This is a genomic window from Methylobacterium sp. OAE515, assembly GCF_041806315.1.
GTDB lineage: Bacteria > Pseudomonadota > Alphaproteobacteria > Rhizobiales > Beijerinckiaceae > Methylobacterium > Methylobacterium tardum.
Genome location: NZ_JBGMUV010000001.1, coordinates 5,368,091 through 5,392,052 on the forward strand (window position 1 = coordinate 5,368,091; position 23,962 = coordinate 5,392,052).

Below are 23,962 nucleotides of genomic sequence, written 5' to 3' on the forward strand. Positions count from 1 at the left end.
ATCCGCGCGGCGTCTCCCGCGCTGAAGGATGATTTCTCGGACGTCGGGCGGTGACGACAGCCGGTTTCCTGACCTACGCCCTGGCGCTGGGCTTCGCTGCCGCGATCCCGGGCCCCGGCGTCGTGGCGCTCGTCGCCCGGGCGCTGGCTTCGGGCTTTCGGGCCGGCATGGCCTTCGCCGTAGGGTTGATCCTGGGCGACCTGACCTTTCTCGCGGCCGCGGTGTTCGGGCTGACTCGCGTGGCCGAGGCGCTCGGCGACGTTTTCGTCGTGGTCCGGATCGGCGCCGGCCTGAATCTCGGCTACCTCGCAGTCCAGCTCTGGCGCGCCGCGGCACGCGCGCAGCCCGTGGCAGCCCGGAAGGCCGACCGCCCCTTGGCGAGCTTTTTGGCCGGACTTACCGTGACGCTCGCCAACCCCAAGACAATCGTCTTCTATCTCGCGGTGCTGCCGACGCTCCTGGACCTGCGGACCGTAACGCGGGGCGACTTCGCAACGCTCGTCGCCGTGACGACCCTGGTCCTGGTCGCGGTGATGACGCCGTACGCGGCCCTGGCCTCGCGGGCGCGGCATGCCCTGCAGAGTTCGGCGTTCCATCGACGGCTGAACCGCGGCGCCGCCGCGATCATGGCCGGCGCCGCGATCTGGACGGTCGCGCGCCGCGCCTGACCGGGCTGGTCACGCCTCCAGCGGCTCGTCGCCCAGGTGCTCGATGCCGAAGCCCGACAGCCCGACATAGGCCCGCGACGAGGTGGCCAGATTGCGGAAAGACACCACGCCGAGGTCGCGCAGGATCTGGGCGCCCAGCCCGATCTCGCGCCACTGACGGGCGCGCTGCGCCTCGGTGCCCTCCTCGGTGACGCTCTTCATCGGCACGCCGGCCGTACCGTCCCGGAGATAGACCAGCACCCCGCGCCCGGCCGCGGCGAACCGTGAGAGGACGGCATCGATCTGCTTGCCGCCGCCGATCACGTCGGCGACGACATTGGAGCGGTGGAGGCGCACGAGCACATCCCGGCCGTCGCCGATGTCGCCGACCACGAAGGCGAATTGCTGGATCGCCTCGAAAGGCGTCGAGAACACGTAGGCCGTGACGTCGCCGTGCTTCGTCTGGACGGGGAAGTGCCCGACCCGTTCCACAAGCCGGTCGCGGGCCTGCCGGTAGGCGATCAGGTCGGCCACCGAGACCCGCTTGAGATTGTGCGTCTCGGCGAACGCGTCGATCTGCGGCCCCTTCATGACGGTGCCGTCGTCGTTGGCGAGTTCGCAGATCACCCCCACCGGCGGTAGCTCGGCGAGGCGGCAGAGATCCACCGCGGCCTCGGTATGGCCCGAGCGCATGAGCACCCCGCCATCCCGGGCGATTAGCGGGAAGACATGGCCCGGTCGGACGAAATCGCCCGCGCCCATGTTGCCGTTGGCGAGCGCCCGGACCGTGTTGCAGCGCTGCTCCGCGGAGATGCCGGTGGTCAGGCCGTGCTTGACGTCCACTGTCACCGTGAAGGCGGTGCCCAAGGGGGCGTCGTTGGACGCCACCATCGGGTCGAGATGCAGGCGCCGCGCCTCGCTCGAGGTCAGCGGCGCGCAGACGATGCCGCAGGTGTTGCGGATGATGAACGCCATCTTCTCCGGCGTGCAGAGCGAGGCGGCGACAACAAGGTCGCCCTCGTTCTCGCGGTCGTCGTCATCCGTGACGACGACGATCTCACCCTTGGCGAAGGCCGCGATGGCCTCGGAGACGGTGCAGTGGGGCACGGGCATTCTCGAGAGTTGGAGCCGGGGCCGGGATCAGGGCTGATGCCCGACCTGCCCGCGATGGCGCAGATAGTGATCCGCCAGCACGCAAGCCATCATGGCTTCCGCCACAGGCACGGCGCGGATGCCGACGCAGGGGTCGTGGCGGCCCTTGGTGACGAGGTCCACCTCGGTGCCGTCGCGGGTCACCGAACGACGCGGGGTGAGAATCGAGGAGGTCGGCTTCACCGCGAAGCGCACCACGACCGGCTCGCCGTTCGAGATCCCGCCCAGGATGCCGCCCGCATGGTTGGCGAGGAATCGCGGGCGGCCGCCATTGCCGGCGCGCATCTCGTCGGCGTTGTCCTCGCCGCGCAGCGCCGCTGCCGCGAAGCCGTCGCCGATCTCGACGCCCTTGACGGCGTTGATCGACATCATCGCGGCGGCCAGATCCGCGTCGAGCTTGCCGTAGACCGGTGCGCCGAGGCCCGGCGGGACGCCTTCGGCCACGACCTCGATCACGGCGCCCACCGAAGAGCCGTCCTTGCGGATCTCGTCGAGATAGGTCTCGTAGAACGAAGCTGTCTCGGCATCGGGGCAGAAGAACGGGTTGTTGCCGATCTCGGCCCAGTCCCAGCGCGCGCGATCGATGGCATGCGGGCCCATCTGGACGAGGGCCGCCCGGATCGTGACGCCCGGGATCACCTTGCGCGCCACGGCGCCGGCGGCGACGCGCGCCGCGGTCTCTCGGGCGGAGGAGCGTCCGCCGCCGCGATAGTCGCGGATGCCGTACTTGGCGTCGTAGGTGTAGTCGGCGTGTCCGGGGCGGTAGCTGTCGCGGATCTCCGAATAATCCTTCGAGCGCTGATCCGTGTTCTCGATCATCAGCGCGATCGGCGTGCCGGTGGTGAGCTGACGCCCGCCGGTCCGGTCATCGCCGAAGACGCCGGACAGGATCCGAACCTGATCGGGCTCCCGCCGCTGCGTGGTGAAGCGCGACTGGCCGGGCTTGCGCCGGTCGAGCTCCGCCTGAATCTCCTCGGCCTCGAGGGGCAGGCCCGGCGGGCAGCCGTCGACGACGCAGCCGAGCGCGACCCCGTGGCTCTCGCCGAAGGTCGTGACGCGGAACAGGTGGCCGAAGCTGTTGTGGGACATGGCGCCGCTGCCTTAGCGCGGGAGCGCCGGGGGCACAAACGCGGCCGGTGCAGAGCGGAACGGTGGACGCGACCGGGCCGCGTGACCGCGCCGTCCTTCCGAGCGGAGCGAAGCGAAGCCGGGCAATGGAACATCGGTCGGGGTGGCGCTGCTGAATTGCTGCGCTCGCCGACCGACTGAGGAGGGATCCGTGGCATCAGGCGCCCGGACCCGAACCGGGCAGATCGAGCCCGCCCCGCGCCTTCAAAACCCGATACGCCGCAACGGCCGTGGCGAGATCCCGGCGCAGCCGGCGCTCGTCGCCGAGATCAGCCAGCGCGTAGCTGAGCCCGAGGATGTGTGCGGCCTCGTAGCCCTCCGGCAGCTCGCCGGCGCTGCCCAGGGTGATCGTGGCATCCGGCAGGGTCCGGGCGAAATCTGAGAGGCGCGCCCGCAGCGCATCGCCGCTCGCGCGCAGATAGGCTCCGGCGCCCGGCCCATGCTGACGGATCGCCGCGACCGTCCCCTGAGCCAGAGACAGATGAACCGCCTGGCGGTGCGCCGGAAACAGGTAGACGAGATAGTAGCCGCGGGTCGCGCTGGTGGTGATGGCCGGATCGAAGATCGCCACCCACGGAACGGCCGCCCATCTGCTGCCGCGCCCCGGGCTGCCCTTGATCAGGAACGGGCCGTCGATCGGTTCGAGGGCGCCGCGCAGCTCGTCGGGTACGCCCTTGCGGATGATCGCGGCCAGAGGATGCCCGGCCGGCGGATCCAGGCGGGCGAGCGGATAGTCCTCGACGACCCGCCGCAGCGCGTAGCCGAGGCTCACGGGCGGGCCAACACCCCGCCGGTCATGTCGTCCCGCACTCCGGTGGTCGACGGAAAGGTGATCGGCAGGCCCTGAAGCGAGCGCACCGCCAGGTACGCAAAGGCCTGGGCCTCCAGATAGGCCGAGGACCAGCCGATGGCGTCCGCGGTCGTGATCTCGGCCCGCAGGTGGTAGTTCAGCAGCCGTACCAGCTCGCCGTTGCGCGCGCCGCCGCCGGCCACGATCCAGCGGGTCGGGATCTCGGGGGCGTGGTCGAGGGCTCGCGCCACGGCCCGCGCCGTGAAGGCCGTGAGCGTCGCGGCGCCGTCCTCAGTGGAGAGCTGTCCGGCGAGCTTGTGCGAGAACCAGTTCCGGTCGAGCGATTTCGGCGGCTTCCGGAAGAAGAACGGGTGGGTCAGAAGCCAGGCGAGCAGCTGCTCGTCGGGCCGTCCGCGGGCAGCGGTGCGGCCGCCATCGTCGAGATTCTTGCTCTCGCGCTCCTGCATCCACTCGTCGATCAGGGCGTTGCCGGGACCGGTATCGAAGGCGATGACGCCGCCTTTCGAATCGATCAGGGTGGCGTTGGCGACGCCGCCGATGTTGAGGATGCCGAAGGGCCCGTCGAAGCCCGAGGCCTCGGCCAGGGCCTTGTGGAACACCGGCACCAGCGGCGCCCCCTGCCCGCCCGCCTCGATGTCGGCCCGGCGGAGATCGGAGACCACCGGGATACCGAGCCGCGTCGCGAGGGCCTGACCGTCGCCGATCTGGATCGAGATGCGCTGATCCGGCCGGTGGATCACCGTCTGGCCGTGAAAGCCGATGACATCGATCTCGGACGCGCGCAGCCCGTGCTCCTCCAGAAAGCGCTCGACTGCCTCAGCGTGGGCCTGCGTGACGAACGCCTCCGCCTCGGGCAGACGACCCGGCCGGTCGCCGGGATGGAGGACCGATTCGGCGTCCTTCGTGGCCGCACGCAGCAGCGCCTTCTCGTCGTCCGAATAGCCGCGGTAGCCGGTCGGCCCCAGCGGCTCTAGGAAGTTGTTGTGGCCCTTGACCACGTGAACCTGGTCGCCGTTGGTCTCGATCAGGGCGATATCCACGCCGTCCAGCGAGGTGCCGCTCATCAGCCCGATCGCGCGCATCATCGCCATGCCGCCCTGCCCCGTGCCTTTCGGCCAACGCCCTGCTAAGAGCGCGCCGTATCCTGAACCCAGCGCGAGCTAGCACGCCGAGCCTCGGCCTGTCGCGCGACGCCCGCGACCCGAGATGACATCCATGACCGCCGAGAGCTTCGCGCCGAAATCCGACTTCCTGCGGATCCTGACCGAGCGCGGCTATATCCACCAGACCTCGGACCTCGCCGGCATCGACGCGGCGGCTCTGGAGGGGCGGCTGACCACCTATGTCGGCTACGACTGCACGGCGCCCTCGCTGCATGTCGGCCACCTGTTGTCGATCATGATGCTGCACTGGCTGCAGGCCACCGGGGGCAAGCCCATCGCCCTGATGGGCGGCGGCACGACCCGGGTCGGCGACCCGTCGGGGCGCGACGAGACCCGCAAGATCCTGACCGTCGAGCAGATCGACGCCAACAAGGCCGAGATCCGCAAGACCTTCGATCAGTTCCTGCGCTTCGGCGAGGGCACCGGCGACGCCGTGATGGTCGACAACGCCGAGTGGCTGACGAAGCTCAACTACATCGAGATGCTGCGCGACGTCGGCCGGCATTTCTCGGTGAACCGCATGCTGTCGATGGACAGCGTCCGCCTGCGGCTGGAGCGTGACCAGGAACTCTCGTTCCTGGAGTTCAACTACATGATCCTGCAGTCGTACGATTTCGTGGAGCTGAACCGCCGCTTCGGCTGCGTGATGCAGATGGGCGGATCGGATCAGTGGGGCAACATCGTCAACGGCATCGATCTCGGCCGCCGCATGGGCACGCCGCAGCTCTACGCCCTGACCTGCCCGCTGCTCACCACCGCGTCGGGCGCCAAGATGGGCAAGACCGCGGCCGGCGCGGTCTGGCTGAACCCGGACATGCTGAAGCCCTACGATTATTGGCAGTTCTGGCGGAACACCGAGGATGCCGACGTCGCCCGCTTCCTCAAGCTGTTCACGCTGCTGCCGATGACGGAGATCGCCCGTCTGGCGGCTCTGGCCGGCTCCGAGATCAACGCGGCCAAGACGGTGCTGGCGACCGAGGCCACGGCCCTGATGCACGGCCGCGATGCCGCGGAGGCCGCCGCCGAGACCGCGCGCAAGACGTTCGTGGAAGGCACGCTGGCCACGGATCTCCCGAGCGTCACCGTGCCGGCCGCGACCCTGGAGGCCGGTCTCGGTGTCCTCACCGCCTTCGGCCCGGACGTCGCCAAGCTGGTTCCGTCGACCAGCGAGGCCCGGCGCCAGATCAAGGGAGGCGGCCTGCGGGTCAACGACGTGCCGGTCACCGACGAGAAGGCCCTGCTCGGACGGGGGGATCTCAACGGCGACGGGGTGATCAAGCTGTCGTTCGGGAAGAAGAGGCACGTGCTGCTGCGGGCGGAATGAGCTCGTGCTAAGCGACGCCGCCTGTCCCGCAGCCGAGCGGGTCAGGCGGCGGGCTTACCGATGATGGACGACGAGCCGCCAATCCCTCGGCGGCTCCGGATTACGGGTCCAGGCCTTCCTCGACCCGCCGTGCGGCGCGCAGCTTCTCGACACGAGCCACCGAGAAGACGGACGCCTCGTAGAGGAGCAGCATCGGGATCGCCAGCGACAGCTGCGAGATCACGTCCGGCGGCGTCAGCACGGCAGCGGCCACGAAGACCAGGACGATGGCGTAGCGCCGCTTCTCACGCAGGAAGGCGGCGTCGATGATGCCGATCTGGCCGAGCAGGGTCAGGATGACCGGCAGCTGGAACGCGATCCCGAACGCGAAGATCAGCGTCATGATCAGCGAGAGATACTCGTCGACCTTCGGTAGCAGCTTGATCGTCGGCTCTCCGGCCACGCCCACCTGCTGGAGCGACACCGAGAACTTGATCAGCAGCGGCATCGCCAGGAAGAACACCACCAGCGCGCCGAGGATGAAGAAGATCGGCGTGGCCACGAGGTAGGGCAGGAACGCCTTGCGCTCGTTCCGGTAAAGGCCGGGCGCCACGAACGCGTAGATCTGGGTCGCGATCACCGGGAAAGCCAGGAAGGCCGCGCCGAAGACGCTGAGCTTGATGTTGGTGAAGACCTGCTCGAGGAAGTGCGTCGCGATCAGCTCGGCGTTCTGGGCGCCGACGATCGAGACATAAGGATAGACGAGGATGTTGTAGATATCGCGCGAGAAAAAGAAGCAGGCGAAGAACATCAACACGAACGCGATCAACGACTTGATCAATCGTGACCGCAATTCGATCAGATGCTCGAGCAGAGGCGCCCGCGACGCCTCGATTTCGGCCTCGTCCGCCTCGCTGATCATCGGGCCGCCGTGCCGTTCTTCGAGTCCGCGGACTCGTGATGGGAGGCAGGTGGCTCGGGCGAGCCGAACGGATCGTCCACCGAGCCTGGAATTGGGAGCGGGATATCGGCCGCCGCCTGCGGTGCGGGATCCTGCGAGGACCCGGCGGCCGAATGCGGGGTGACCGGCGGCTCGGGCACCGGGGCCGGCGCGACGGCGTCCTGCTCAGCCTTGAGCTGTGCGGTCGCGTCGGCGAGCGAACGGGTCTCCGCCGCGGGCGCCTCCGGGCCCAGCTTCTCGGGCCCGACCTTGGCGCGGCCCTCGACCGCGCCCTTCAGCTCGTCCCGGATCGTCTGCACAGGGTTGAAGGTCGAGCTTGCCGTCCGGACGGTGTTGCGGATGCCGTCGACCTCCCGCCGGACGTCGTCGAGTTCGGCCTCGCGGATCGCCTCGTTGAACTGCATCTGGAACTCGCCGGCCATGCGGCGCAGCTTCGACGTGACCTGCCCGACGGTGCGGAGCGCCTTCGGCAGATCCTTCGGCCCGATGACGATGAGGGCGACGCCGCCGATCAGCATCACCTCGCCCCAGCTCATGTCCAGCATGTCGTCGACGGTCCTGCTGCCCTGAGATCCGCACCTGCGTCCGGATCCCGTCAGGCTCTACACGAGCGCGCGCGCTCTGACAGTCCCCGAGACCATCTTGCCGTCAGACCGGCTTGCGTTCGCCGCCGGGCAGGTGGCTCGCCGGGATCGCGGTCCCGGGGCTGGTCTCGGCGGTGTGCGGGATCGTCCGGACCGGCTCGCTCGGCGGCGCCACGTTCTGGCTCGCCGGAGGCGTCTCGTCCTCGGCCATGCCCTTCTTGAACGCCTTGATGCCCTTGGCCACGTCGCCCATCAGGTCGGAGACCTTACCGCGGCCGAAGAGCAGCATCACGATGACCGCGACGATGACCCAGTGCCAGATACTCATGCTGCCCATGGCAACCTCCTGCGTGCGCCCCCAGCTGCGAGAGCGTGACGCCACGTCCGGTTGAGGATTTCCGGGCGAACCTAGGGATCGCGCTGCCCGAACACAAGCAGAGGCGATGCCACGGCCGGTGGAATGCCGCAGCGACGGCGTGGATTAGGCCGCGGCCAGTGCGGCGGCGAACTGCGCGCGCGCTTCGGGAACATCGAGGCCGTCGCCCGCAGAGTCGAGGCGCGCGAGGGCCGCTCCGGCCCGCTCGGCCGCCCGGCCCGACAGCAGCGGCGCCGCCTCGGCAACGGCGCGCATCTCATCCATGACGCCGTTGCAATGCAGACCGACGTCGATCCCCGCATCGAAGGCGGCTTGCGTGCGGTCGCGGAACGTCCCCGTGAGCGCGTGCATCGACAGATCGTCGGTCATCAACAGACCGTCGAACCCGATCGCGCCCCGGATCACCGTGCGGATGACCTCCCGCGACTGCGTCGCAGGACGCTCGGGATCGATGGCTGTGAAGACCACGTGCGCGCTCATGGCCATCGGCATTTCGGCGAGCGCCCGGAAGGGGCGGAAATCCTGCGCGGCGAGGGAATCCAGGCTCGCCCCGACGATCGGAAGGTCGTGATGGCTGTCGCAGGCCGCGCGGCCATGGCCCGGCATATGTTTCACCACCGGAAGCACGCCGCCTGCCATCAGGCCCTCGGCGACCGCGCGCCCGATCTCGGCGACGGCGTCGGGGTCCGTCCCGTACGCCCGGTCGCCGATGATGTCGTGCGAGCCAGGCGCGGGAACATCGAGCACGGGCGCGCAATCGACGTTGATGCCGACCTCGGCAAGATCGTGCGCGATGAGCCGGGCGCCGAGCCGGGCGATGGTCGCGGCGCTCCCGTTGAGGCGTCCGTATCGGCCGCCCGCCGGATATGCCGGCCAGTGGGGCGGCCCCATCCGCTGAACCCTGCCGCCCTCCTGGTCGATCAGGATGGGCGCCGTGTCTGAGCCGATGCAGCCGCGGAGCGTGTCCGTCAGGGCGCGGACTTCCTCGGGCGTTCCGATGTTGCGCTTGAACAGGATGAAGCCCCAGGGCCGCACGTCGCGGAAGAAAGCGGCCTCTTCGGCGGAGAGCGACTTGCCGGCGCAGCCGAGGATCAGGGCACGGGAGGTCATCGGGACGTCTCGGGGACTTCTTGGTGGCTGCGTGACAGACGAGTCGCGCACTTTAGGCGGTCCGGATCGGTGCCGGCAGAGTCGGGCGGGATCAGGGAGCCCGCAAGACCAAACCGCGGCTCAGAACGTCGGATCGGCAGCATGGCAGTCCGGTGTTGCCGCCGGGGATCTGCCCCCTGCCCGGTCCGTCGCGCGCTACGCCCGGTCGATCCCGCCGGATCGATTGAAACGAGGATCAGGCGGGTGACACCAAGGCCTAGGATCGGCTGCCCGTTAGTTCTTGGCGACGAAGCACTGACCGCCCTGGCCCTGAAGGGCGCTGCAGAGGCTGGCCGCCTCGGTCTTGTCCAGCGGCCCGACGCGGACGCGGTAGATGGTCTTGCCGTTGACCTCCGCCTGCCGGATCAGCTCGGGCTTGCCGGCGAGCTGGGTGTACTTGGCCTGCATCTGCCGGAACGCCACCTTCGCGTCCGCGGCGGAATTGCGCACGCCGAGCTGCACCGAGAAGCCGCTGACGGGGCCGTTGCTGATGGCGGTGTCGTCGGACTGGGTCGTGCTGGCGGTCGTGTCCGGGGCAGCCGGAGCCACGGCAGCCACCCGCTGGGCAGCCTTCGGCGGCGGCTTCACCGCGACGGGCTTCGGCGCCTGCGCATCGGCGGGCGCGGGAGCCGGCGCCGCCTCGACCGGCGCTGGGATGGCCGGCGGCAGGCTGGCTGCGGCCTGCCGGACCGGCTTGGCCTTGGGCGGAGCGGGTTCGTCGCCGGGCAGCACCATGGTGGGGATCGGGGCCGGACCCGCGTCGGCCTGAGCCGCTTCGCGGGCCGGTTGGGCGGGCGGGGCTTCCGGCTTGACCGCGACGGTCCGGACCCGACGCGGCTCGCCGAACGCCTCGAAGGGGCCGTTGCCCGGCGTCGTGCCGCCCTGGCTGTTGCCGGCGAGGGATGGACCCTGAGCGGCCCGCGCGGCCTCGCCGACGTCCAGCGGCTGCTCCTCGCGGTTCACGATCTTGATCTGGCCGTCCTTCTTGCCCTTGGGATCGTAGATCTGGCGGTTCTGATCAGGGATCTCGACACCGTCGGCGACCTTCGGAGCCACCTTGAGCGGCGTCGTGTCGGCCTGAACGACGGGGACGCCGCCGTGCCCGGAGCTGCTCAGACCCTTGTAGGTGAGCGCACCCGTGACCGCGACTGCGACGACGGCAATGCCGGCGCCGACCGAAACCAGACGACGGCGGGGATTCACGCGGCGCAGCGCCCGGCCATCTTCGTAGGCGCCGTCGATCCCGTCCTGCGGCTCCTGGCCGCCCTGCGCGTAGGGGCCGGCCTCCTGGTGCGTGTCCTGGTCGACCGAGGCGAGATACTGGTCGAACGCGTCGGCCGGCGTCGCCTTAGGGGTCTCGGGCGTGAAGCTGGGCTCGACTCGGCCGTTCCAGCCGGGTTGCACCTGGGCATTGGGCTCCGTCCGCATCTCTTCACGGGCGGCGAGAAGCGCGCGGAACGGGTCATCTTGGCCGACGATGCGGGCGAGCTCGGCCAGCGGGTCCGCCTTGCCCGCGGCCTGCGGCGCGCGGGCGCCGTCCTGACGCAGATCGCGCGCGAGGGCGTCGAGATCGACCTGAGCGCGCGAAGCGTTCGTCATGGCAGCATCCTCACATCAGCGCCGGTGACCGGCCCGATGCTCCCGGGCCTATCGCATCTCGTCCGGCGCGGTCACACCGAGAACCGCAAGGCCTGTGGCTAGCGTGCTCCTGAGAGCTTCGACGAGCGCCAGCCGGGCCCAGGTCGACTTTCGGTCGGTTGCATTAACAAACCGTAATTGCGGCAAGTCTTTGCCCTTGTTCCAGAAACTATGAAGCGCGGAGGCAAGTTCATAGAGGTGGAACGCGATTCTGTGCGGCTCGTGCGCCACGGCGGCGGATTCGAGGACCCGCGGGTACTGGGCGATCAGGCGCATCATCTCGATCTCGCCGGAATCGGTCAGGACGCCGAGATCCGCATCCTGCACCAGGGCGCCGGCCGAGAGATCCGCGTCGGGAAACGCCTCTCGGGCCTGCCGCTGGACCGATCGGGCGCGGGCATGAGCGTACTGAACGTAGAAGACCGGGTTGTCCTTGGATTGCTCGACCACCTTGGCGAGATCGAAATCCAGGGTCGCGTCGTTCTTCCGGTAGAGCATCATGAAACGGATCGCGTCGCGGCCGACCTCGTCGATGACGTCGCGCAGGGTCACGAATTCGCCGGCGCGCTTCGACATCTTCACGGGCTCGCCTGCGCGTAACAGCCGCACCAGCTGGCATAGCTTGATGTCCAGCGTCGCCTTTCCGTCGCTGACCGCCTTCACGGCCGCCTGCATGCGCTTCACGTAGCCGCCGTGGTCGGCGCCGAGGACGTCGATCAGCTCGGTGGCCCCTGCGAGGTACTTCGCCCGGTGATAGGCGATGTCCGAGGCGAAATAGGTGTAGGAGCCGTCCGACTTCAGCAGCGGCCGGTCGCTGTCGTCGCCGAATTCCCGGGTGCGGAACAGCGTCTGCTCGCGATCCTCCCAATCCTCCGGCAGCTGCCCCTTGGGCGGCGGAAGACGGCCCTCGTAGACGAGGCCTTTCTCGCGAAGCTCCTGCAGCAGCGCCTTCACGGCGCCGCTCTGCTGCAGCGTCCGCTCGGAGAAGAACACGTCGTGCCGGATCCCGATCGCCTCGAGATCGGCCCGGATCATGTCCATCATCATGCCGAGCGCGATCTCGCGCACCACAGGCAGCCACTCCGCCTCCGGCTGGTCCAGCAGGGCGCGGCCGTGAAGCTCCGCGAGCTTGGCACCCACCGGCTTGAGGTAGTCGCCGGGATAGAGCCCCTCGGCGATGACGAAGGGCTCGCCGAGCGCTTCGCGGTAGCGCTGGAAGGCCGAGCGGGCGAGCACGTCGACCTGGGCGCCGGCATCGTTGATGTAATACTCCCGCGTCACCTGCCGGCCGGCGGCGACCAGAAGGTTGCAGAGCGCATCGCCGAAGACCGCCCCGCGGCCGTGGCCGACATGCATCGGCCCGGTCGGGTTGGCCGACACGTACTCGACATTGATCGGTCCGCCGGACAGCTGCGCACGGCCGAACCTTTCGGGCTCCGTCAGCGCGCTGCGCAGGACCGCCTGGAAGATCTCCGGCACAAGGCGCAGGTTGATGAAGCCGGGGCCGGCGACGCTGATCTCGGCGATCCGCGGATCCGCCCGCAGCTCCGCCGCCAGCGCTTCGCCGAGGGCCTTGGGATTCGTCCGGGCCTCCTTGGCGAGCACCAGGGCCGCGTTGGTCGCAAGGTCGCCGTGCGACGGATCACGGGGCGGCTCGACGACCACGCGGCCGAGGTCGAGACCGTCCGGCAGTTGGCCGGCGCGCGTCAGCGCTTCCACGGCCTCGCGCACACGCGCCTCGAACAGGGCGAAGATGTTCATCGGTCTCGGTCTCGCTCGCGCGGGGATCTCGTCGGCTGGCCTACCCGGCCTGCGCCCGCCCGGGTGCTCTAGCAAGGGGGCGGTGGGGTGTCACGGCATCGGGCAGCCGCGTCCGATGCGCGAACCGAAGGCCTCCTGAACCGAGCGGCGCGCGGCGGCACGTTATCCCGTGCGATGAATACTGATCCCTGTGGGCGTGCCTTGTCCTGACGAAAATCAGGCGGTGTCCTGACAGGTGATCGTAAGATCCTCGATCACGGAGAGACTGATGAAGACCTTGATGATCGCGGGAACGGCGCTCGGCGCCGTGATCCTGGCAGCTCCGAGCGCGGAAGCCCGCGGCTTCCGGTACGGCGGCTTCTACGGCGGCGGTTTCCATGGCGGCGGCTATGGCTATCGGGGATTCGCGGGGCGCGGCTTCTACGGCCGCGGCTACGGGTATGGCCGCGGCTTCGGCTATGGACTTGCCGGCGCCGGCATCGGGCTGGGTCTCGGCCTCGCCGCGGGCAGCCTTTACGGGTCCTACGGCTATGGCGGGTATGGCGGCTACGGTTATGGCTACGGCTATCCGGCCGCCTATGGCGGCTACAGCTACAGCTATCCGGCCGGCTATTACGGCGGTTATGGTTACGGGTACGGCTGCGGCTGCTGACCGCTATGCCCCTCGCCCGGCCTCACGGCTCGGCGAGGGGCAATCCCCGGCTCGGCAATTCCCAGTGCAGGTCCGGCGTCGAATCGTACAGCTTACGGTGGGCCAGCACCGCGTAGGTGTCGGTCATGCCGGCGATGTAGTCCGCGACCCTGCGCGCGATGCGTGCCTCGCCGGCGCCGTCGAGGCCGGTGCTCCACTCCTCGGGCATGCGCGACGGATTCGCGGTGAAGGCGGTGAACAGGTCGCGGACGATGGCGTCGGCCTTTGTGCGCACCGCCACGACGCCCGGATGCCGGTACATCCGCCCCCACAGGAAGCGCATGATGTCGGCGTCGGCTGCCGCGATCTCCGGTGAGAACGCGATGACCGGGGCGTCGGCCCGGCGGATATCCTCGACGCTGCGCGGGTCCAAAGCCGCGATGCGGCGGCCGCCTTCGCGGATCACGTCCTCGACGAAGCGCGTGATCACGCGCCGCGCCAGTTCGTGGATCTTCCGCGACGGTTCGAGACCCGGATGAAGCCGGTCGATCTCGTCGAGGAGGTCGGCCAGGAACGGGACCGCGCGCAGGTCCGGGATCTCGAACAAGCCGGCACGCAGCCCGTCGTCGAGGTCGTGGGCCGCGTAGGCGATATCGTCGGCAAGCGAGGCGGCCTGCGCCTCCGGGCCGGCCTGGCTCCACAGGTCCAGGGGATTCAGAGCATCATATTCGAGGATCGCGGCCGGGACTCCGCGCTCGACGTAGCGCGGGGTCGGCCGACCGTCGGCGCTGAGCAGCGGCCCGTTGTGCTTGACCAGGCCTTCGAGAGTCTCCCAGGCGAGGTTGAGCCCGTCGAAACCGGCGTAGCGCCGCTCCAGGCGCGTGACGATCCGCAAGGCCTGGGCATTGTGGTCGAAACCCCCATGGGGGGTCAAGCAGGCGTCGAGGGCGTCCTCACCGGTATGGCCGAAGCAGGTGTGGCCGAGGTCGTGGCTCAGCGCCAGCGCTTCCGCGAGGTCCTCGTCGAGGCCCAGGGCCCGGGCGAGCGCACGGCCGATCTGGCTGACCTCGAGAGTGTGGGTCAGCCGCGTGCGATAATGATCGCCCTCATGATGCACGAAGACCTGCGTCTTGTGCTTGAGGCGCCGGAAGGCCGTCGAGTGGATGATCCGGTCCCGGTCGCGCTGAAAATCGCTGCGCGTGGGCGAGCCGGCTTCGGGGATGAGCCGGCCACGGGTCCGGGCCGGATCCGTGGCGTAGGGCGCGCGCCAGCGCTCACCGTTCGGTCGCACGATGCCCGCTCGCCTTCGCCCGCAACCTGGTCATGACCCCTCCCCGTCCGGCGCGTTGCAGCGCGGGCCCATGGCTCATATCTTGTGGGTCGAGGCGTCCGCGGCAACACACGCGCGCCGCCGTCCACCGAACGAATGCGTGGCCAGAGACCGATGGCTGATATCACCCTGACCGCCCGCGCGGCCAAGCGCATCAACGAGATCATGGGCTCCGAGCCATCCGGCTCGTCGTTGCGGATCAGCGTCAACGGCGGAGGTTGCTCGGGCTTCTCCTACGCCTTCGACATCGCCCGGGATCGCGAGGCTCAGGACATCGCGATCGAGCGCGACGGCGCCACCGTGATCGTCGATCCGGTCTCGCTGGAATACATGAGCGGCTCGACCATCGACTTCGTGAACGATCTGATCGGCCAGTCCTTCAAGATCGAGAATCCGCTGGCGACCGCCTCCTGCGGCTGCGGCACGTCCTTCTCGCTCTAGGCAGCCCGCCAGCTGGCCGTTGCGCTCTTACGACACCCGGCCCGGCTCGGACGCGTGACCCGGGCTGCGCGATTGCCAGGTTCGGCAAAACGCGGCACCCCTACGGGATCCTGCAGAAGCCCCGGTCCCGAGACGGTCATGATCCATCCGAAGGCCTGCTTCCGCCTCCGGTCGGCCTTGGCGGCGGCCGGTGCGATGGCCCTGCTCGGCCTCGGCGTCCCCTTGGCGCCGGTCGCCGCACAGGAGGGCGCCGCCGCCGTTCAGGACATCACAGTCACCGACGTGGTGCTGCCGCTCGGCGGGACGCTGCTCAAGGCGCCAAAGCTGACTGCGAGTGGCACGCGCCTCTCTAAAGAAGACCTTGCCGGGATCCTCCGGCCGGACTCGTCTGTGCCCTGGGAAACGCGGCTCGCCCAGCTCGATGCCGGGAGCCTCACGGTTCCGGTTCTGACGTCGGAGAATGTCGGGCCCGGCGAAAACCGCCAGATCGTCACGTACCGCGATGTCGTCGCGCGCGATGTCCGGGGCGGCCGCGTCGGCGAGCTGATCGCCGCAGGTGCAACGATCAGCGTCGTCGCGGGGCCGAACCGCAGTTCCGGCACCTACGGCCAGGTGCGGGCGACGGATCTCGATCTCGCGGCGCTCAATCGCCTCTACACCCTCCCGGGCGACGGGAAGGGACCGGTCCAGCGCGTCTACGGCACCGTTCAGGTCTCCGACGTGACGTACTCGGACGCACGCGGGACCACCGTGAAGATCGCGCGCCTGAGCGGGCGCGATCTCGGCGGTCGTCAGGTGCCCGACGGTTGGAACGGGGCCTTCGAGATCGTGGCCGCGGGCTTCCAGGGGGCGAATGACCGGCGTGCCTTCGCCGGCGCGGCCGCCGACCTGATCGAGGCGACCGCCCTGGGAAGCCTGGAGATGCAGGGCCTGAGCGTCAGCGACTCCGATCCGAAGGGTCCGGTCCTGTTCGAGATCGGCCGTGTGGGCTACGCATCCGCGGGATCCGATGCCGGGACGGTTCTGCAGGATCTCTCGTTTTCGCGTGGGAGCCTGCGCGCGCAGATCGGCCGCCTCGCCCTCGCCGGAACGTCGCTGGCACCGACGGTGGCGGCGCTGCGCGGTATCGCCGCCGAACCCGGGGTAGAAGCCGGCCTTTCGGATGTCGAGATGCGCCGTCTGGCGCCGACGCTCGGCAACCTGACCCTGAACGATCTGTCGATCGATCTTCCGTCCGAGGTCGCGCCAGACCCGGCGCCTCCGCGCGACGCCCGGGCCCCCGCGCGCGGCGCCGGTCCCGACGCGAGCCGGCCGGGCATCGGCAAAGCGGCAGATCCCAAGGTTGCGGACCTGAAGGCGGCCGATCCCCTCGCCGTGACGGTGTCGCCCCGCCCCGCGCGCCGGATCGGCCTGCGCAATGCGGTCCTGGCCTTCGGGCCGCCGAGCGACGGCGTGCCGAGCACCAGCCGCCTCAGCCTGAACGGCCTGAGCCTGCCGGCGGATCTGCTCGCCGGCGCGCCGATCCTCGGCATGCTGCCGGTCTACGGCTACCGGGACCTCGACCTCGATGTCGTGGCCGATGCGAGCCTGGAAGAGAAGGCGCGGGATCTGTCGCTGCGCGAGATCGCGGTCGCCGGGCGCGACATCGGGACGGTCCGGTTGTCGGGGACGCTGGGCGGCATCGGGCCGGAGCTGTTCTCCGGGTCCCTGCCGGCGGCGACGATGCTGATGTTCTCCGGGAGCGCCAAGACCCTCGACCTGACGGTGGAGAATGCCGGCCTGTTCGAGCGCTTCCTCACAGCGCAGTCGAAGGACATGAGCCTCAAGCCGGATGAGCTGCGCAAGGAATACGTCACCGCCAGCCTGCTCGGTGTGCCGATCATCCTCGGCAACAGCGCCGCCGCGAAAGGGATCGGCGCCGCCATGGGCCAGTTCGTGATGAAGCCCGGGAAGCTGGTCGTGCACGCCAAGGCCAAGGAGCCGGCGGGGATCGGCTTCATCGATCTCGGCGCCGCGCGCTCGCCGGCCGCGGTGCTCGACCGGCTGGAAGTCGAGGCGAAGGCGAACTGAGCGCGCCGGGGGGCGCTGCGCACCACCGGCGCGTCGGGCGGCCTAGACAGCTATGATGTCGGGGTGGCGAGCCGCGAGCGACGCCCGCGTCGCCTCGGCCCAGGCGCGGTCGCGGGCGCGTCGCGGACGGTCGAGGGGTACATCGCCGATGAGGCTTGCCGGACGCCGCGACACGAGCAGAAGCCGATCCGCGATGCCGATGGCCTCGGCGACGTTGTGGGTCACCATCAGGACGCTCATGCCGGCTCTGTCCACCGTGTCCACCACGAGCCCGCGCAGCTCGGCGGCGGCGGCATCGTCCAGGGAGACGAACGGCTCGTCGAGCACGAGGATCCGCGGTCCGGCGGCGAGGGCCCGGGCGAGCGCGACCCGGCGCTGCATCCCGAGAGAGAGCGCCTTGGGATAGCTCCCGCGCCAAGCCGTCAGCCCGAGCTGCGCGAACAGCTCGTCGAGGTTCTGGTCACGGCGTGCCCGGGGCAGCCCGAGGCGGACATTGTGCTCAATACTTCGCCAAGGCAGCAGCCGGGGCTCCTGGAAGACGATCCCGGCCTTGTCCGCCCCTGAGACGCGTCCCTCGAAATCCGGATCGAGGCCGAGCAGGATCCGCAGGGTCGTGGTCTTTCCCGCGCCCGAGGGACCGATCAGGCAGACGATCTCGCCGGCGCCGACGCCGAACGCGAGGCCGCGGACCGCCTCGACCGGCTCAGCGCCAGGGGGCCGGTACCATTTCGCGTCGATCGCGACCTGGAGGACGGGCTCAGCGCCAGCGGCGGACATGGGTTTCGAGCCGCTGCAGCAGGAGGACATCGATGCCGATCATCACGGCCATGAAGACGAGGCTGTAGCCGATGATCGCGGCCACGTCGGTGCTCTGGACGAAGTAGTAGTTGATCGCGAATCCGACCCCGTCCGGGCGTCCGAGCAGCTCGACCACCAGGACGATTTTCCAGGCGAGCGAGAGGCCCGAGCGAGCTGCGGTGACCATGTAGGGCTGCAGCTGCGGGATCAGCACGTCGCGGATCCAGGCGCGGCGGTCGAGGCGGTAGGCCCTCGCCATCTCGTCGAGGCCTGGATCGAGGTTCCGCGCGCCCTCGCGCACGATCACCGCTACGTTCGGGAGCTTGTTGAGCACCACCGCGAGGATCGCCGCCGTCTCGGTCAGCCCGACCCAGACATAGGCCAGCACCGTGATGACCAGAGCCGGCGTGTTGAGCAGGACGAGGAGCGGCGTGTCGAGGGTCAGGTCGGCGGCCTTCGACCGCCCGAGGGCGACGCCCAGCGCGACCCCGAGCGCCATCGCCACCGTGAACGAGATCGCGACCCGGAGCAGCGTCACACCGACATTGTGGACGAGGTCGCCGCGTTCGGCCTCTTGCACGATGAAGCGCAGCACCGTGAGGGGCGCTGGCAGCAGACGCGACCCGGCCTCCAGCGCGGCAGCCTGCCACGCGGCGACGAGTACGATGAGCGACGCGATGCGGGTCAGTGCGCCCATGCGGTCCCGGCGTTCCGGAAGACCGTCACGGCAGCCGAGCGGAGGGGTGCCTCAGCCATTCCGGCCGGAGTCGTAGTAGAGGTCAGGCGGGAGAGCGTTGCCCTTGCCGACCAGGCGGGTGCCGCCGAGCCGCGCCATCACGGCGTAGAGCTTCTCGGCATCGGCGCGCTCCTCGGCCACCGGCCTGCGCGGGATGCCGGCCAGGAAATCGCGCTTCAGGGCCTCGAAGGTGGCGTCATCCTCGGCAGCCATCAGCGGGCGCACGATCTGCCAGGTGCTCGGATCCTGGGCCAGCATGTCCTTGGCGGCCCGCGACGCCCGGGCGAAGCCGGCCACCGCGTCCGGCTTCTCCTTCACGGTCGTGTCCTGGAACAGGTAGCCGATCAGCGCGACATCGCCCGACACGCCCAGGGCGTGCATGACGTCCTCGGCCCCGACGAGCCGGCGGTACTTCTTGGCCTCAAGCCGCGCGCAGTAGGTCCAGTAAGTAAGCGCCGCGTCGAGAGCGCCCTGCTCCAGCTTCAGCGTGATCAGCGGCGGCGCACCGTAGGCGATCTCGGCTGCGTGCTCGAGGTCGATGCCGGCAGCGTCCTTGGCCTGGGCCTTCAAGAGCAGCCAGTTCTTGTCGAGGGGGCCGCCGGCCACGCCGAGACGTTTGCCGTCGAGGTCCTTCAAGGACTTGATCGCGCTGTCGGCCGGCACCATCACGGCGCCTTCCGAAGTCGAATACGGAATGAAACGGACGGCCTGTCCGTCGTTGCCGAGGCGGGCTGCCCAGAGCAGGTCGCCGATGATCGTGTCGACCTGACCGCCGATGAAGCTGATCCGCGCGGCATCGTTCCCGGCAAGCTTGACCGCGTCGAGCTGGAAGCCGTTCGCGGTATCGAGGCCGCGCGCCTTGATGACGGCCGCCTCCCAGGTCGAAGTGCCGAAGGGCAGGCTGCCCAGGCGGATGACCGGCGCGTCGGCGCGTGCCGCCCGCAGGCCGAGGCCGCCGAGCAGGCTTCCGGCGAGCATCGCGCGCCGTGACAGCATCACGCCTTCTCCCATCGTATTGCGCAGTTTTCAGCAGCCGCAGACTGAGGTGCCGAGTGGTCCGGGCGCCATTGGAAAATGGTCATAGGGCTCGCATGGGCCTGCGTCCACCGCGCACGATGCGCTTGCGCGTGACCGGCCGCGGCGGCACCTTCACCGGGTTCATGCAAAACGGGAGGATTGGGCCATGACCGAGCGACGCGAAGGCGCTCTGGACACCGCGACCGTAGAGGCGCGGCTGAAAGCTGAATTGCCGGCGTGGCGGTTGGAGGATGGGTGGATCCGCCGCACCTACAAGACCGCAGGCTGGAAGAGCACGCTGATGGTCATCAACACCGTGGGCCACCTCGCCGAGGCCGCGTGGCACCATCCCGACATCACGGCGTCTTACGCCTGGGTCGAGGTCCGGCTCATGAACCACGCCGCGAAGGGCATCACCGACAAGGATTTCGCCCTCGCGCGGAAGATCGAGGAAGTGGTCGCGTGGCAGCCGGGCCAGGAAGGCCAGGGCCTCGAAGGCACGCCGACCGATGTCCGCTTCGCCTACATCAAGTACGACAAGTAGCGGCGGGCCGATCGTCACTGCGGGTCCTTCACCCGGCGGCACTCGGTCTTGAGGTAGGCGCTCTTGCCGATCTCGTCGCGCCGCTCGGTGCGGGCGATGATCTCCTGCCACCCGGTGGCGCAGCCGAGCTCGTTGGCGACCCGGACCTTGCGCACTTCCAGCGCCTGTTGGTCGGTGCAGGCGTCCTGGGCGAGGCCGTTGGCGCAGACCAGGACGACGGCGATGAAGGCGTTCATGAAGGTGGAGTTCCCCGTTACGGCTCCACCCTACGCGCCGGCCGGCGCGAAAGTTGCGCCCGTCGTCCTGTCGCAGCATTTCGTGATGGATAGCGCCGGTGATCCCGCCCCGTGCGGACGGACGGCAGCTCCTCGACCATGTGGCGATCCGGACGGGCGTGGTGCGATAGGGCTCGGATGCTGACTCCGGCTTCGCCGTCTTTGCGAGCGGAGCGAAGCAATCCAGCCGGCGCAACGACGACCGATGTCGCGCCGGCCTGTGTCACTTCGCTGCGCTCGTGATGACCGAGAGAGGCATCCTCCAACAAGACCGTCACGGTCGGCCCGCCTGAGGGGGCGAAAAGGCGGGCCGACCGTTTCTCGCAGCGCCAGCAAAGGGCGCCGCGATCTCTTGCCGCCGTTCAGGCGGCGTGCGTCGCCGTGGCGCCGGCAGTGGGCCGGATGCGGTAGCAGCCGACATACAGGGCGGGCAGGAACAGCAGCGTCAGGAACGTCGCTGCCAGGATGCCGCCGATCATCGCGAAGGCCATCGGGCCCCAGAACACCTCGCGGGCGATCGGAATCAGGCCCAGGCTCGCCGCCGCGGCCGTCAGCAGGATCGGCCGCATGCGGTGGTGGGTCGCCTCGAACACGGCGTCCCACGGGGCCATCCCCTCGGCCCGGAACTCCTCGATCTGGCTCACCAGGATCACCGCGTTGCGGATGATGATGCCGATCAGCGCCAGGATGCCCAGGATGGCGACGAAGCCCATGGGCTTGTCGAACAGCAGGAGCGCCGGAACCACGCCGATCAGGCCGAGCGGCGCGACCGTGAACACGAGCAGCATCCGCCCGAAGCTCTGGAGCTGCATCATCAGCAGCAGGGCCATGGCGAGCAGCATGACCGGGACGACGGCCGCGATCGGGCCCTGGCCTTTGGCCGATTCCTCGACTGCGCCGCCGGTCTGGAGCGTGTAACCCTCCGGCAGCGTCTTGATGAAGGCGTCGATCCCGGGTTGCAGGGCGGCCACGATGGTGGCGGGCTGCGTGGCATCGTGGATCGTCGCGCGCACCGTCACCGTCGGCAGCCGGTCCCGACGCCAGACGATCGGCTGTTCGAGGTCGTAGCCGATCCGCGCGAAGGCGAGGAGCGGCACCACCGTTCCGTTGGCGAGACCAACCTGAAGCGACTGGAGGGTGTCCAGCGACGACCGCTCCGCCGCCCGGGCCCGGCCGACGACATTCACCAGGTAGATCGAATCGCGCACCTGGGTGATCGCCTGGCCACCCTCGATCCCGTTGAGAATGCCGGCCAAATCCTGGCTGGTCACGCCGAGCTGGCGCGCCTTGTCCTGCAGGATCTCGACCCGCAGCACCTTGCCGGGCTCGTTCCAGTCGAAGGTCGGGACGTCGAGGCGCTTGTCCGAGGCCACCACGTTCGCGAGGTCGAGGGCGAGGTGGCGCGCGGTCTCCATATTGGGCCCGCTGAGACGATACTGGACCGGCCGGCCGACAGGCGGCCCGAGGCTCAGCGGCTGCACCAGCACGTCGGTGCCGACGAAGTCGCGCTGGGCGATATCCTGAAGTCGCGCCATGACCCGGTCGCGCAGCTCCAGGGATTTCGTGACGATCACGATCTGGCCGTAGAACGCATTCGCGAGCTGCTGGTCGAGGGGCAGGTAGAAGCGCACGGCGCCCTGCCCGACATAGGACGACCAGCTCGTCACGTCCGGATCGTCCTTCAGCTTCGCCTCGAACCGATCCATCTGGGCTTTGGTCTCGGCGATCGTGGCGTTCTGCGGCAGCGTCAGGTCGACCAGCAGCTCGGACCGATCCGAGGACGGAAAGAATTGCTGCTGCACGTGTCCCATCCCGACGATCGCGCTGATCATCAGCGCGAGGGACAGGACCACCGTGGTCCAGCGCCACCGCATGGCGACACGGAGCGCGGCCAGGAATAGGCGGGTGAAGAGACCCCGCTTCTCCGTGTGATGCTTCATGGTCTTCGGCAGGAGCGTGACGCCGATCAGCGGGGCGAACAGCACCGCCACGACCCACGACACCAGCAGCGCGGCGGCGATGACCACGAACAGCGAGTAGGTGTACTCGCCCGCGCCCGACCCGTTGAACCCGATGGGCAGGAATCCGGCTACCGTGACGAGCGTGCCGGTCAGCATCGGGAACGCCGTAGAGGTGTAGGCGAAGGTCGCGGCCTTCCGCAGCGTGTCGCCGCGCTCAAGGCGGGCGACCATCATCTCCACGGTGATCATGGCGTCGTCGACCAGGAGGCCGAGGGCGATGATCAGGGCGCCGAGCGAGATACGCTGCAGCGTCACATCCATGATCTGCATGACCACGAACACGATCGCCAGAACCAGCGGGATCGACACGGACACCACCAGCCCGGCGCGGACACCGAGGCTCACGAAGCTGACGGCGAGCACGATGATCACCGCCTCGACCAGGGCCTCGGTGAAGCCGCCGACCGCGTGCTCCACCTGCTTGGGCTGGTCCGACACGAGATGGACGCCGACGCCCACCGGCAGCTTGGCCTCGATCAGCCGCATGCGCTCCTTCAGGGCTTCGCCGAAATGCAGCAGGTTGGCGCCCGGCCGCATGGCGATGGCGAGGCCGATGGCGGGCTTGCCCTCGAACCGGAACATCGGTGCAGGCGGGTCCTCGTAGCCGCGGCTGATCTCGGCGATGTCGGCGAGGCGGAAGAAGCGATCATTCACCCGCAGGTTGAAGTCCTGGAGCGCCGCCTCTGAGGCGAACGAGCCGCTGACCCGAAGCGAGACCCGTTCCGGACCCGCCTGGACCACACCGGAGGCCGAGACCGCATTCTGCGCCTGCAGCGCCTTGATCAGTGCCTGGAAGTCAATGCCGTAGCCGGCGAGCTTGCGGGTCGAGAAGTCGAGGAAGATCGTCTCGGCCTGAGTGCCGATCAGCTGGGTCTTGCCGATATCGGGGACCCGCAGCACCTCGGTGCGGACGCCCTCCACGTAGTCGCGCAGCTGCCGATAGGTCAGCCCGTCGGCCGTGAACGCGTAGATGTTGCCGTAGACGTCGCCGAACTCGTCGTTGAAGAACGGGCCCTGCACGCCGTCCGGAAACTGGCCCTTGATGTCGCCGAGGCGCTTGCGCACCTGGTAGAAGGCCGGCTGGATCTCGCCCTTCTTCAGCGTGTCGCGGAACTGCACGAAGACCGTGGAGGACCCCGGGGTCGTGTAGCTCCGGACGTAGTCGAGCCCGTTGAGCTGCTGCAGCTCCTTCTCGACCCGGTCAGTGACCTGATCGATCGTATCCTTGATGGTCGCACCCGGCCATGTCGTCTGCACGACCATGGTCTTGATCGTGAACGGCGGATCCTCCTCGCGGCCCAGGCGCGAATAGGCCATCACGCCGGCGACGAGCGAGACGAGCATCAGAAACCAGACGAACGAGCGGTGCCCGAGCGCCCAGTCGGAAAGGTTGAAGTCCTTCACGCAGAAACCCCGTGCGGCCGGC

Annotated in this window: 22 protein-coding genes; 6 read left to right on the forward strand and 16 right to left on the reverse strand. The window is 69.1% G+C overall.

Features of this window, described 5'->3' with window-relative positions; all coding sequences use genetic code 11:
- Positions 1 to 50: 50 nt before the first annotated feature.
- On the forward strand, positions 51 to 668 hold the full coding sequence (locus ABIE45_RS26215) for a LysE family translocator (RefSeq protein WP_192707721.1): 618 nt from the start codon (positions 51 to 53) through the stop codon (positions 666 to 668).
- A 9-nt stretch (positions 669 to 677) separates the two neighbouring features.
- On the opposite strand, the gene ribB is transcribed toward ABIE45_RS26215, so the two are convergent.
- The 4 genes from ribB to ABIE45_RS26235 all read right to left on the reverse strand — a co-directional run bounded on the left by ribB (position 678) and on the right by ABIE45_RS26235 (position 4,829).
- Positions 678 to 1,754, reverse strand: coding sequence for a 3,4-dihydroxy-2-butanone-4-phosphate synthase (gene ribB / locus ABIE45_RS26220; protein WP_192707720.1), 1,077 nt, complete (start codon positions 1,752 to 1,754; stop codon positions 678 to 680).
- A gap of 33 nt (positions 1,755 to 1,787) precedes the next feature.
- Entirely contained in the window at positions 1,788 to 2,888 is a 1,101-nt protein-coding gene (gene aroC / locus ABIE45_RS26225) for a chorismate synthase (RefSeq protein WP_192707719.1), read from the reverse strand.
- A 196-nt stretch (positions 2,889 to 3,084) separates the two neighbouring features.
- Positions 3,085 to 3,699, reverse strand: coding sequence for an MrcB family domain-containing protein (locus ABIE45_RS26230; protein ID WP_192707718.1), 615 nt, complete (start codon positions 3,697 to 3,699; stop codon positions 3,085 to 3,087).
- A complete protein-coding gene (locus ABIE45_RS26235) occupies positions 3,696 to 4,829 on the reverse strand; it encodes an anhydro-N-acetylmuramic acid kinase (RefSeq protein ID WP_192707717.1) in 1,134 nt (377 codons plus the stop codon). Before ABIE45_RS26235 ends, ABIE45_RS26230 begins: the two co-directional genes overlap by 4 nt.
- 124 nt (positions 4,830 to 4,953) lie before the next feature.
- On the opposite strand from ABIE45_RS26235, the gene tyrS reads away from it, so the two are divergent.
- Positions 4,954 to 6,225, forward strand: a complete 1,272-nt coding sequence (tyrS, locus tag ABIE45_RS26240) for a tyrosine--tRNA ligase (protein WP_192707716.1) — start codon at positions 4,954 to 4,956, stop codon at positions 6,223 to 6,225.
- Between the two features lie 100 nt (positions 6,226 to 6,325).
- Here tyrS and tatC read toward each other — a convergent pair whose 3' ends face one another.
- The 6 genes from tatC to argS all read right to left on the reverse strand — a co-directional run bounded on the left by tatC (position 6,326) and on the right by argS (position 12,673).
- A complete protein-coding gene (gene tatC / locus ABIE45_RS26245) occupies positions 6,326 to 7,126 on the reverse strand; it encodes a twin-arginine translocase subunit TatC (protein WP_192707715.1) in 801 nt (266 codons plus the stop codon).
- Complete coding sequence (gene tatB / locus ABIE45_RS26250) at positions 7,123 to 7,710, reverse strand: Sec-independent protein translocase protein TatB (protein ID WP_192707714.1); 588 nt, start codon at positions 7,708 to 7,710, stop codon at positions 7,123 to 7,125. Before tatB ends, tatC begins: the two co-directional genes overlap by 4 nt.
- 103 nt (positions 7,711 to 7,813) lie before the next feature.
- Complete coding sequence (locus ABIE45_RS26255) at positions 7,814 to 8,086, reverse strand: twin-arginine translocase TatA/TatE family subunit (protein WP_192707713.1); 273 nt, start codon at positions 8,084 to 8,086, stop codon at positions 7,814 to 7,816.
- A 144-nt stretch (positions 8,087 to 8,230) separates the two neighbouring features.
- Positions 8,231 to 9,235 carry a beta-N-acetylhexosaminidase gene (nagZ, locus tag ABIE45_RS26260; protein ID WP_192707712.1) on the reverse strand — a complete coding sequence of 335 codons (1,005 nt, stop codon included), beginning with the start codon at positions 9,233 to 9,235 and terminating at the stop codon, positions 8,231 to 8,233.
- Between the two features lie 273 nt (positions 9,236 to 9,508).
- Positions 9,509 to 10,873 carry an SPOR domain-containing protein gene (locus ABIE45_RS26265; RefSeq protein ID WP_192707711.1) on the reverse strand — a complete coding sequence of 455 codons (1,365 nt, stop codon included), beginning with the start codon at positions 10,871 to 10,873 and terminating at the stop codon, positions 9,509 to 9,511.
- A gap of 48 nt (positions 10,874 to 10,921) precedes the next feature.
- The gene (gene argS, locus ABIE45_RS26270) at positions 10,922 to 12,673 is read right to left on the reverse strand and encodes an arginine--tRNA ligase (protein ID WP_192707710.1); all 1,752 of its coding nucleotides are present in this window, start codon (positions 12,671 to 12,673) and stop codon (positions 10,922 to 10,924) included.
- A gap of 268 nt (positions 12,674 to 12,941) precedes the next feature.
- Here argS and ABIE45_RS26275 point away from each other — a divergent pair, with 268 nt between their 5' ends.
- Positions 12,942 to 13,325 (forward strand): hypothetical protein, encoded by a 384-nt coding sequence (locus tag ABIE45_RS26275; protein ID WP_192707709.1) that lies wholly within the window; start codon positions 12,942 to 12,944, stop codon positions 13,323 to 13,325.
- Positions 13,326 to 13,347: 22 nt separating this feature from the next.
- Here the strand turns inward: ABIE45_RS26275 and ABIE45_RS26280 are convergent, their stop codons facing one another.
- Positions 13,348 to 14,595 carry a deoxyguanosinetriphosphate triphosphohydrolase gene (locus ABIE45_RS26280; RefSeq protein ID WP_192707708.1) on the reverse strand — a complete coding sequence of 416 codons (1,248 nt, stop codon included), beginning with the start codon at positions 14,593 to 14,595 and terminating at the stop codon, positions 13,348 to 13,350.
- A gap of 153 nt (positions 14,596 to 14,748) precedes the next feature.
- Here ABIE45_RS26280 and ABIE45_RS26285 point away from each other — a divergent pair, with 153 nt between their 5' ends.
- Both ABIE45_RS26285 and ABIE45_RS26290 read left to right on the forward strand, forming a co-directional pair.
- On the forward strand, positions 14,749 to 15,075 hold the full coding sequence (locus tag ABIE45_RS26285; RefSeq protein WP_192707707.1) for an iron-sulfur cluster assembly accessory protein: 327 nt from the start codon (positions 14,749 to 14,751) through the stop codon (positions 15,073 to 15,075).
- A gap of 138 nt (positions 15,076 to 15,213) precedes the next feature.
- Positions 15,214 to 17,145 carry a hypothetical protein gene (locus ABIE45_RS26290; RefSeq protein WP_192707706.1) on the forward strand — a complete coding sequence of 644 codons (1,932 nt, stop codon included), beginning with the start codon at positions 15,214 to 15,216 and terminating at the stop codon, positions 17,143 to 17,145.
- Between the two features lie 42 nt (positions 17,146 to 17,187).
- Here the strand turns inward: ABIE45_RS26290 and ABIE45_RS26295 are convergent, their stop codons facing one another.
- From ABIE45_RS26295 to ABIE45_RS26305, 3 genes are read right to left on the reverse strand one after another with little or no spacing between them, the layout of a single operon-like run.
- Positions 17,188 to 17,922 (reverse strand): ATP-binding cassette domain-containing protein, encoded by a 735-nt coding sequence (locus ABIE45_RS26295; RefSeq protein ID WP_192707705.1) that lies wholly within the window; start codon positions 17,920 to 17,922, stop codon positions 17,188 to 17,190.
- Positions 17,903 to 18,640 (reverse strand): ABC transporter permease subunit, encoded by a 738-nt coding sequence (locus tag ABIE45_RS26300; RefSeq protein ID WP_192707704.1) that lies wholly within the window; start codon positions 18,638 to 18,640, stop codon positions 17,903 to 17,905. The genes ABIE45_RS26295 and ABIE45_RS26300 overlap by 20 nt, the downstream gene beginning before the upstream one ends.
- A gap of 51 nt (positions 18,641 to 18,691) precedes the next feature.
- Complete coding sequence (locus ABIE45_RS26305; RefSeq protein WP_192707703.1) at positions 18,692 to 19,675, reverse strand: ABC transporter substrate-binding protein; 984 nt, start codon at positions 19,673 to 19,675, stop codon at positions 18,692 to 18,694.
- Positions 19,676 to 19,862: 187 nt separating this feature from the next.
- Between ABIE45_RS26305 and ABIE45_RS26310 the strand changes: the two genes are divergently transcribed.
- Positions 19,863 to 20,240 carry a 4a-hydroxytetrahydrobiopterin dehydratase gene (locus ABIE45_RS26310; RefSeq protein WP_192707702.1) on the forward strand — a complete coding sequence of 126 codons (378 nt, stop codon included), beginning with the start codon at positions 19,863 to 19,865 and terminating at the stop codon, positions 20,238 to 20,240.
- Positions 20,241 to 20,254: 14 nt separating this feature from the next.
- Here the strand turns inward: ABIE45_RS26310 and ABIE45_RS26315 are convergent, their stop codons facing one another.
- The gene (locus ABIE45_RS26315) at positions 20,255 to 20,476 is read right to left on the reverse strand and encodes a hypothetical protein (protein ID WP_192707701.1); all 222 of its coding nucleotides are present in this window, start codon (positions 20,474 to 20,476) and stop codon (positions 20,255 to 20,257) included.
- A 401-nt stretch (positions 20,477 to 20,877) separates the two neighbouring features.
- Complete coding sequence (locus ABIE45_RS26320) at positions 20,878 to 23,940, reverse strand: efflux RND transporter permease subunit (protein ID WP_192707700.1); 3,063 nt, start codon at positions 23,938 to 23,940, stop codon at positions 20,878 to 20,880.
- Positions 23,941 to 23,962: the final 22 nt, after the last annotated feature.